Raw genomic sequence first — 7,259 nt, 5'->3', positions numbered from 1 at the left:
CGGTCGGGTCGAGCACGCGCCCCAGCCAGGCATCGCCCACCGCCAGCGCCGGGCGCGGCGCCAGCACCGCGCGTGCGCCCGCGGACAGGCCGGTGATGGGCCCGAGCGCGATCGCCTCCGCCCGGCCGTCCCGGAAGGCGGCGATCTCGGCCAGCACCGGCGCGCCGGTGGGCGGCTCCAGACGCAGCCGGTCGCCGATCGCCGCCAGCGGGCCGAACCCCTCGAGCGTGATGGCGAGGCCGCCCAGCCCGGTGACGGTGCCATGCACCGCCTGGGGCGACAGGCTGCGCAGGGCGCGGGCGGCGGCGGCGACATCGGGGCGCATCCGCGCAGCATGAGGCACCCTGGTTGGCGCCCCGTTAGCGGCCGGCGCGCGACGGCCGCCGGGCGGCGCGGGGGCATCGCCGGCTGACCGTCACTTTTCCGCATCACTGTGTCTTCGCTGCGCTTGCGCGGCGCGACCCGACGCTACCATTCTTGCCCTCGAATCCCCCCGGAAGCCCCCGCATGCGCCTGCGTTTCCTGGCGATGGCAGCCTGCCTCGCCCTGGCCCCACTCGCCGCACTCGGCCAGGCCGCGCCGCGGCAGGCCGCCCCCACGCCACCCGCCCCGCGCGAGCGCGAGGCCACAATTGCCAACCAGTCCGGGCAGACGTTGCGCGAGCTCTATGCCGCCCCGCCGGGCAACGAGGCCTTCGGCCCCGACCTGCTCGGCGCCGACACCGTGCCTGACCGCGGCAATTTCCGCGCCCGCATCCAGGGCAGCGACTGCGTGCTGGAATTCCGCGCCGTGTTCCAGGACGGCACCGAGGAACGCCGCCGCCAGAACATCTGCCAGAACCGCCGCGTCCAGTTCGGCGACCCCGCCATCCCGCTGCGCGAAGCCACCATCCGCAACGAGACCGACACCATCGTGATGCAGGTCTTCGCCGCGCCGCCCGGGGCCGCCAGCCGCGGCCCGGACCGGCTCGGCGAGAACGTGGTGGAACCCTCGCGCGAGTTCCGCTTCCGCCTCGGCCGCACGCGGGACTGCGTCTTCGACGTCACCGCCATGTTCGAGGATGGCGAGGAGGAGACCCGCGCGGCGGTGAACCTGTGCCGCGAGCCGCGGGTGACCTTCGGCGACGCCAATGCCCCGCGGCGCGAGGCCCGGATCGGCAACACCTCGGACCGCACCATCCGCGAGTTCTACGCCTCGACCCGCGCGCCGCTGGCCTGGGGCGCCGACCGGCTGGGCACCACCGTGCTGCAGCCGGGGGCCAACTTCACGCTGCGCCTGCGCGGGTCGGCCTGCCTGTGGGACCTGCGCGCGGTCTATGACGATGACGCCGAGGAGGTGAAGCAGGGTGTCGACCTCTGCACCACCCGGCAGGTCGCCTTCGACGGCTCCGGCGCGCCGCGCCCGCCCGAACGTCGCGTCATCCTCGTCAACCGCCACGGCGCCACCATCCAGGAGGTCTATCTCTCCGGCACCTCGGAGGAGGACTGGGGCCCCGACCGCCTGGGCGACGAGGTGCTGCCGCGCGGCCAGCGGCGCGAGGTCGGCGCCCGCCTGCGCGACTGCGAGGCCGACCTGCGGATCGTCTTCGAGGAACGCCGCGCCGCCGAGGAACGCACCGGCATCAACCTCTGCGAGGTCGGCACCATCGTGCTGCGCCCCGGCTGGACCCTGGCCGACCGGCTGGACGAAGGCGAGGACAGCGCCGACACCGGCCCGCGCCCCGGCAGCGTCCGCCTGCGCAACGCGGCCGATGTCCCGGTGGCGGAACTCTATGCCGACGCCCCCGGCGCGCCACGCGGGCCGGACCGGCTTGGCCGAACGGTGCTCGGCGTCAACGAGACCCTGGACTTCGCGCCGCCCGAGGGCACCCCCTGCCTGGTCGACCTGGTGGCGGTGTTCCGCGACGGGCGCGAGATGATCCTGGCCGGCACCGATATCTGCGCCGGGGTGGAGCTGGAACTGCGGTGAGGCGGCTGTTCTTCACCCTGCTCCTGCTCGCCGCCGGGCCGGCCGCGGCGCAGGGCATTCCGGAAGTGTTGCGCGGCACCTGGGCACAGGGCGCCTGCGCCGTGCCGACCGACCTGCTGCACCTGACCGCGCGCAACCTGGTGCGCCTGCCCGCCGACGGCCCCGCCCGCCTGGTGCGGCTGCGCAGCCTGCGCGCGCTCGGCGACTGGACGCTGGGCACCGGCGCAGGGGCCGAGGCGCCGCGTGTTCTGCTGCGCGCCGCCGGCGATGCGCTCGAGACCATGGAGCCCGACGCCAAGCTGCGCGACGACCGCCTGCCCGGCGACACCCCGGTGCGCCGCTGGCAGCGCTGCACCGTGCCGCCGCCGGGCCTCGCCGCCCTGCATGGCGAGGGGCTGGCGGTGCTGGGCGCGCTGGAACGGCTCGAGGCCGCCTGCCAGGAGGGCGCGGCGCCTCCCTGCCTCGCGGCGCTCGTGGCGGTCGGCGATGTCTCCGGCGACGGGAAGCTCGGCGTGGCGGAGGTGGCGCGGCTGCTGCGCGGGGTCGCCTGGGCCATGGCCGCGCAGGATGCCGGCACGCCGGAGGCGCTGGCGACCGCGGTCGGGCTCGGCAGCATCGCCGCGCTAGCCGCCGCCCGGCTGATCGTCGATGGGCTGGACTTCGACGGGGACGGGCGGCTCTCGGCGGCGGAACTGGCGCAGGACCGCGCCGCCTGGCCGTCCGGTGGCGGCGCCGCCGCGGGGCGGCCGGTGGTGATCGAGGCACTGGGCGAAGGGGCGGGCCTGCTGCGGGCGTTGCTCGAACGGCTGGCGAGCCAGTAGGGCCAGCCGCATCGGATTGCATCACCCGTCGGTGCCAAGCCGTGCGCCAGGCGCGGCGACGCCGGGTTCCACGCTGGCGGAGACGGACGTCGCGCGCCCGCAGAATTTCGCCTGACGGTTAATTGTCGTGGTGGTATTATCGCGCCGTGCGAGGGCTTCTCCTGCTGTCCGTCCTGCTGCTCGGCGCCTGCGGCAATACCACCGGCGCCGACGTGCTGCGCGTCATGATCTGGCCCATTCCGCTGCCCGAAAGCCTGTTCGAGGCCAGCACCGCCGTGCCCGAGGCCGACTGGGACAGGCCAGGCGAGGCCGTGCAGGCCGAAGCCGCGCTGGCGCTGACGCTCGGCTCGCGCCGTGGCATCGCCACCCTCGTGCAGGAGGAAGGCGAACGGCGCATGTGGCGCACAGCCGGCGGCGTGGTACTGGCCACCGACGGGCCGCGCATCGTAGCCACCGCCGGGCTGCGGCAGGTGGTGGCAGCGACCCGCTTCGACGGCATCGACCCGCTGACCCGCATCGGGGAACTGAGCGACACGCCCGTCAGCGGCGCGCGCGTGGTGGACGTGATGCGCTCCGAGACCGACCCCTCGCGCATGCGCTTCGGCCTGCGGCTCGATTGCCGGGTCAGCGCCGGCCCGGCCGAGGTCGAGGACACGCTGCTGGTGCGCGAAACCTGCCGCGGCGCGGCGTCCTTCACCAACCGCTTCTGGGCGGATGCGCGGTCCTTCGCGGTGTTCCGCTCCGAACAATGGGTCGGCGAGGGCCTGCCGCCGCTGGTGGTCGAGGTGCTGGGCCCGCCAGTCACCCCGCCCGAGATCATCCCTCTGCCCAGGTGAGGCCGGCGCGCCTCATGCGCCGCAGCACATAGGCCAGCCAGGCAGCCTGCACGGCCAGCGCCGGCAGCACCACCAGCGGCTTGGTCCCGACGGGCAACTGCAGGAACAGCGCCACCAGCGCGCCATGCAGCAGCACGAAGCCCCAATGCGCGCCCGCCACCGTGCGCACGCCCAGCCCGCTGCGCTGCGCCATCTGGTACAGATGCGTCCGGTGCGCCGCCGCCACGCGCCGGCCCGTCGCCGCGCGGCGCAGCAGGGTGAAGGCGGCATCGAACAACAGCCCGAACAGCAGCAGCGGCACGATCAGGAAGGAAATCTGCGCCGCATCGAACCCCGCCGCCGCCACCGCCAGCACGGCCATCATGAAGCCGAGGAACTGGCTGCCCACATCGCCCATGAAGATGCGCGCCGGATGCAGGTTGAACGGCAGGAACCCGGCCAGCCCAGCGGCCAGCAGCAGGGCCGCCGCATAGACGAACCACCCGCCCTGCTCGCCCGCCACCAGGCACAGGATGACGGCGGCCAGGAACACCGACCCGCCGACCAGCCCATCCAGCCCATCCATGAAGTTCAGCGCATTGGTGCAGCCCACGATCCAGAACAGCGTGAGCGGCACGCCGAGCCAGCCGAGCGGGACCTCGCCCGCCCAGGGCAATGCCAGGCGCTCGAGCACCAGCCCGGAGCCGATCGCCACGAGCGCCGCGGCGCCCTGTGCCGCAAGCTTCACCGAGAACCGCAGATCCGCGACATCATCCCACAGCGACACCAGCGCGATCGCCACCGCCGCGCCGATCACGCCGACGAATTGCGGCGGCGGCAGCCGCGCGAAGGCTGCCCCCGCGTACAGCACCATCATTCCCGCCACGAAGGCGACCACGACCCCAACACCGCCGCCGCGCGGCGTGGGCCGCAGATGCGACGAGCGCGCATTGGGATGATCCAGGATCGGGTAGGCGATCATCAGCCGCACCACCGCCGCCGACACCAGGGCCAGCACGACCGCAAAGCCCAGATGCCGGAGAACCGCTTCGAACAGCATGCGAGCGCTATGCCCCGGGCGCGGCGGAGGGTCCAGCGGGGGTGGAGGGCGTGCGGCGGGGGGCCAGCCCCCCGGATCCCCCGCCGGGGGCATGCGTGCCCCCGGACCCGCGATGAGTGAATGGCTGGAATGGCGGAGGGGCTCGTCGGTGCCGCCGACGCGACGGGCGCGCCGCGCCCCTCCCCCATTCCAGCCATTTGACCCCGGGTCTGGGGGGCAGTTGCCCCCAGCGGGAGGGTGCGGGAGGGCTGGCCCTCCCGCGGCGCACCATCACCGCGTGAACCACCCCGCTCCGCGCCGGAGCGAGTCCTCGCGGCCGTCGCGCGTGACCTCCCACAGGGGGTTCTCGACGGCCAGGCGCTGCCCGCCGTCGCGCTGCGTGGGGCGGATCACGGCGCCCACGTTCGACCGGCTCTGCACGCCGAAGATATCGAGCGGGACGCGGATGAAGATGCCCTTGTCGAAGGACCCTTCGCCGAAGCGGGAATAGGAGACGTCGGTGAAGGTGGCGAAGGCACCGACCTCGATGCCGGAATCGAAGCGGCGCGCGACCTCGACCGTACCGCCCCAGTCGCCGGCCAGGTAGCGCCCGCCGCGCAGCGTGGTGGTCAGGTTCCACCAAGGCAGGTCGAGATACAGCGAAAGATGGCCGGTGGTGACGCGGTAGTCCTGCAGGCCGAAGCGCTGGTCGTAGTCGCGCTGCGCGACGTAGTTGACGTCGAGCCCGATGGCGTAGGGCCGGTCGTGCGGGCGCCACAGCACCTCGCCCGAGACACCGGCGAACATCGGTTCCAGGTAGCCGGCGGTGGCGCGCGCGAACACGTCCGGGGCGAGCGACCACATGCGCTCCCCATACAGCGACGTGACCGCAAGGTTGCGCCCCTGGTCGGCATAGAGCGCGTAGTCCGAGCGCACCCGCGGCAGCACGGAATCCGAGGCCGCCGCGCCGTCCATGTTCTGCGCCACCACCTGCGCCACCGCGCCGCCGATCGCGAAGCCCGCGCCCAGTTCGACCCGCGCATTGGCGCCGATCCCGAGCTGGTACAGCGCGGTGCGCGACGGGTCGCCGAGGATCACGCGCACACGCGGTTCGATGCCCCAATCGACGAAGGAGGGGCCGGGCGCGCGTGCCGCATCCTCGAAGGGGTCGCCGGGCGGCATCAGGATGGCGGTGGCGAAGATCTCCTCGGCGCTGCCATGGCCGCGCGCGGCGGCCTCCATGGCCGATCGCAGCACGAGAAGCCGCGCGATCTCGACACCCTCACGCGACCAGGCGATCACCACGCGCTCCACCTGGCGCGGCAGCACGGGCTGAACGGCCCGCGCCACGCGCCCGGCCACCTGCGCCAGCGTGCGGAAGGGGCCGCCGGAGACGGCGATGCGCGCCTCGTCGCCCTCGATCGCGAAGGCGGTGCCGCGCAGCCGCGCCTCGCGCAGCGCGGCGAAGATGCGCGGCGCGAACGCGGCCGATTCCGCCGATCCGCCCTCGGCGCGCTCGGCCATCGCCGGGGGTGGGGGCAGCGGCGCGCGCGGGGGGTCATGCGCATCCATCCGCACCGAGGCGCGCAGCAGCAGGTCCGTGCCGTTCACCCAATGCACGCCGACATCCAGCCAGTCGTTCGTCCATTGCAGCCCGGCATTCACGCGGCTCGCCGAGTATCCGCGCAGGTTCGTGGTGCGCCCGGGATAACCGCCGCGCTCATCGCGCAACCGGTCGCCGCTGAACTCGACCTTGGCGCGCAGCCCCTCCAGGTCTCCCCACGGCGTGGGCAGCGCCGGGACGTTCCACTCCACGCCACCGAAGATCGAGATGTCCTCGCCCCGGAAATACGAGCCCCAGCGCAGCGTGCCACCCTCGCCCACGGTGCGCGTGCGCTCGCCGAAGCCGCTCCAGATGTCGGTCAGCGGATTGTTGCCATCCGCATAGGTGCCGAGCCGCCCCCAGCCCATGCCCAGCGTCACGTCGAAATCCCAGAAGCGCTTCGACGCCACTAAGTACTCGCCCGCATAGATGCCTGTACCCGCGATGTCCTGGATGCCGACCGCCAGCGCCGGGCGCCACTCCTGCTCGTCCCACAGCCGGATCTTGATGTCGAAGGACCGGTCGGAAACGATCCCCGAGCCCGTCGTCCCGTTCAGCCGCTCACTGACGCGGAACGTCGTCTCCAACCACGGCAAGGCCTGGAACCCCACAAACCAGAACTGCCGCTGATGCCGCCACGCCACGCCGGCCTCGATCACGCCATCCGCGCGAAACCTCGCATTGCGCATCTCGATGAGACCAACCCCACCCCAGTCCGAGCCGGTCCCGTCGCCGCCCAGGCCCTGGGCGTGCACGGGCGCGGAGAGCAGCGCCAGGATGGCGAGGGCGTAGCGAGGGGTCAGCCCCCCGGACCCCCTGCTGGGAGGCAACCGCCTCCCAGACCCTGGGTCGGATGGCTGGTTTGGAGGAGGGGCATGGGGCGCCCATCGCGTCGGCAGCACCGACGAGCCTCTCCTCCTCACCAGCCATTCATTCATCGCGGGTCCGGGGGCACGTATGCCCCCGGCGGGAGGGTCCGGGAGGGCAGAGCCCTCCCGGTTGGCCCCGGCCGT

General features: G+C 73.5%; 5 protein-coding genes and 1 pseudogene. 3 read left to right on the top strand and 3 right to left on the bottom strand.

Translation table 11 applies throughout. The features are described from left to right. A pseudogene (gene fliI / locus HW578_RS20465) lies at positions 1–325 on the bottom strand (flagellum-specific ATP synthase FliI); the annotation flags it as partial. A 182-nt stretch (positions 326–507) separates the two neighbouring features. On the opposite strand from fliI, the gene HW578_RS20460 reads away from it, so the two are divergent. The 3 genes from HW578_RS20460 to HW578_RS27950 all read left to right on the top strand — a co-directional run bounded on the left by HW578_RS20460 (position 508) and on the right by HW578_RS27950 (position 3,625). Further along, positions 508–1,968 (top strand): hypothetical protein, encoded by a 1,461-nt coding sequence (locus HW578_RS20460; protein ID WP_198372565.1) that lies wholly within the window; start codon positions 508–510, stop codon positions 1,966–1,968. Further along, on the top strand, positions 1,965–2,789 hold the full coding sequence (locus HW578_RS20455; RefSeq protein WP_198372564.1) for an EF-hand domain-containing protein: 825 nt from the start codon (positions 1,965–1,967) through the stop codon (positions 2,787–2,789). The genes HW578_RS20460 and HW578_RS20455 overlap by 4 nt, the downstream gene beginning before the upstream one ends. 146 nt (positions 2,790–2,935) lie before the next feature. Further along, the gene (locus tag HW578_RS27950; protein WP_198372563.1) at positions 2,936–3,625 is read left to right on the top strand and encodes a YjbF family lipoprotein; all 690 of its coding nucleotides are present in this window, start codon (positions 2,936–2,938) and stop codon (positions 3,623–3,625) included. On the opposite strand, the gene HW578_RS20445 is transcribed toward HW578_RS27950, so the two are convergent. Next, positions 3,606–4,664 (bottom strand): glycosyltransferase family 4 protein, encoded by a 1,059-nt coding sequence (locus tag HW578_RS20445; protein ID WP_198372562.1) that lies wholly within the window; start codon positions 4,662–4,664, stop codon positions 3,606–3,608. The genes HW578_RS27950 and HW578_RS20445 overlap by 20 nt on opposite strands. A gap of 270 nt (positions 4,665–4,934) precedes the next feature. Next, positions 4,935–7,076: a YjbH domain-containing protein gene (locus HW578_RS20440; protein WP_232479155.1), complete on the bottom strand. Its 2,142-nt coding sequence runs from the start codon at positions 7,074–7,076 to the stop codon at positions 4,935–4,937. Positions 7,077–7,259 lie beyond the last annotated feature (183 nt).

The organism is Roseomonas rosulenta, assembly GCF_016106005.1.
Classification (GTDB): Bacteria; Pseudomonadota; Alphaproteobacteria; order Acetobacterales; family Acetobacteraceae; genus Neoroseomonas; species Neoroseomonas rosulenta.
Note: the sequence above shows the minus strand (reverse complement) of the source record. Positions and strands in the feature narration are given on the sequence as shown.